Origin of the sequence: Kitasatospora sp. MBT63, from assembly GCF_000710465.2 — a bacterium.
Classification (GTDB): domain Bacteria; phylum Actinomycetota; class Actinomycetes; order Streptomycetales; family Streptomycetaceae; genus Kitasatospora.
Map to the genome: position 1 here is coordinate 9,921 of NZ_JAIZ01000700.1, position 2,149 is coordinate 12,069.

At 76.3% G+C, this 2,149-nt stretch carries 1 protein-coding gene; it reads left to right on the forward strand.

From position 1 onward, the window contains the following. Positions 1 to 205: 205 nt before the first annotated feature. Positions 206 to 2,149 (forward strand): glycosyltransferase family 39 protein (locus tag AA75_RS36745; RefSeq protein ID WP_033824752.1); only part of this gene is annotated, 1,944 nt, incomplete at its 3' end.

Consider the following 2,149-nt stretch of genomic DNA (forward strand, 5'->3'; position numbering starts at 1 on the left):
CACCCCACCCCCGTACGGCGCGGCAACCGCGCGGCGACCGCGCCTCCGACCACACCTCCGATCACACCTCCGGCAGCGCTGCGGCCCTGCCCAGGAGGGGCTGCCCCCGACCCTGGCTGAGCCGGACGGGTGACTTCCGGCAGATCACAGGGCGCTCATAGGACGCGTTCACGGACCTCTCAGGCAGGGCCGCGAGCGTATGCCCATGACCACGACCGACTCCGTTCCTCCGACCAGCGAACCGTGGCCCGAGGCTGCGGACCACCCGCCGCCGGTGCCGCCGGCCCGGGCCGCGGTCGACGACCCGTTCCCGCCCGCCACCGCGCCCGCGCCCGGCCCCGAGGGCCCGGGCTCCCGGGGCGGACGGCTGCGCACCCTGCCGGCCCGCGCCTGGCGCGGCCGCCCGGACGACCCCCGCTGGGCCCGCCCCGCGCTGCTCGGCCTGCTCGCCGCCACCGCGGCGCTGTACTTCTGGAACCTCACCGCCTCCGGCTGGGCCAACGCCTTCTACTCGGCCGCGGTCCAGGCCGGCAGCCAGAGCTGGAAGGCCTTCTTCTACGGCTCCTCGGACGCCGCGAACTTCATCACCGTCGACAAGCCCCCGATGTCGCTGTGGCCGATGGCCCTGTCGGTGCGGCTCTTCGGCCTCAGCTCGTGGAGCATCCTCGCCCCGCAGGTGCTGATGGCCGTCGCGACCGTCGGCACGGTGTACGCGGCGGTGCGCCGCCGGTTCTCGCCGCTCGGCGGCCTGGTGGCCGGCGCGACGCTGGCGCTGACCCCGGTGGCGGCGCTGATGTTCCGGTTCAACAACCCGGACGCGCTGCTGGTGCTGCTGATGACGCTGGCCGCGTACGGCCTGCTGCGGGCGACCGAGACGGCGAGCACCCGGTGGCTGCTGTTCACCGGCGTGATGTTCGGCTTCGGCTTCCTCACCAAGACGCTGCAGGCCTTCCTGGTGCTGCCCGGGTTCGCGCTGATCTACCTGGTGATCGCGCCGACCGGGCTGGGGCGCCGGGTCCGCCAACTGCTGCTGGCCGGGCTCGCGCTGGTGGTGTCGGCCGGCTGGTGGGTGGCGATCGTCGAGCTGGTGCCCGCCGCGGCGCGGCCGTACATCGGCGGCTCGCAGGACAACGACTTCCTCTCGGTCACCTTCGGCTACAACGGCTTCGGCCGGATCACCGGCGACGAGACCGGTTCGGTCGGCGGCGGTGGCGGTGGCCGCGGCGGCGGCCCGGGCGGTGGCGGCGGGATGTGGGGCAGCACCGGGATCACCCGGCTGCTCGACGGCGACATCGGCGGCCAGATCGCCTGGCTGATCCCGGCCGCGCTGATCCTGCTGGCGGCCGGCCTGTGGGCCACCCGCCGCTACGGCCGCAGCGACAGCGCCCGCGCCGCGTTCCTGGTCTGGGGCAGCTGGCTGCTGGCGACCGGGCTGACCTTCAGCTTCATGTCCGGCATCTTCCACCAGTACTACACGGTGGCGCTGGTCCCGGCGGTCGCCGCACTGGTCGGCATGGGCGTCGACGGCCTGTGGCGGGCCCGCCGCCGGATGCCGTACGCGGCGCTGCTGGCCGGCGTGGTCGCGGTGACCGCCTGGTGGGCGTACGTACTGCTGGGGCGCAGCGCCGACTTCCTGCCGTGGCTGCGCTGGACGGTCCTGGTGGGCGGGCTGGCGGCGGCCGTGGTGCTGCTCGCGGCGGGCCGGATGACCGGCCGGACCGGCGCCCGGGTCGGGGCGGTGGCGGGGCTGGCCGCGCTGGCGGCCGCGCTCGGCGGCCCGGCCGCGTACGCGGTGGACACGGTCTCCACCGGGCACTCGGGCTCGATCGTGACGGCCGGGCCGCGAGTGCAGAGCGCCAACGGCTTCGGCGGTCCGGGCGGCGGGGGTCCGGGCGGCGGCCGGATGGGCTTCCCGGGCGGCGGGTTCCCGGGCGGCGCCTTCCCCGGTGGCGGCACAGCCCCGGGCGGTACCGGCCAGGCCGGCGGCACCGGGCAGACCGGCGGCTTCCCGGGCGGTGGGTTCCCGGGTGGCGGGTTCGCGGGTGGCGGGTTCCCCGGCCAGACGCCGGGCGGTACGGGTACGGGTACGGGTACGGGTACGGGTACGGGTGGCACCGGTACCCGTGGCGGGGAGGGCTTCCGCGGCGGG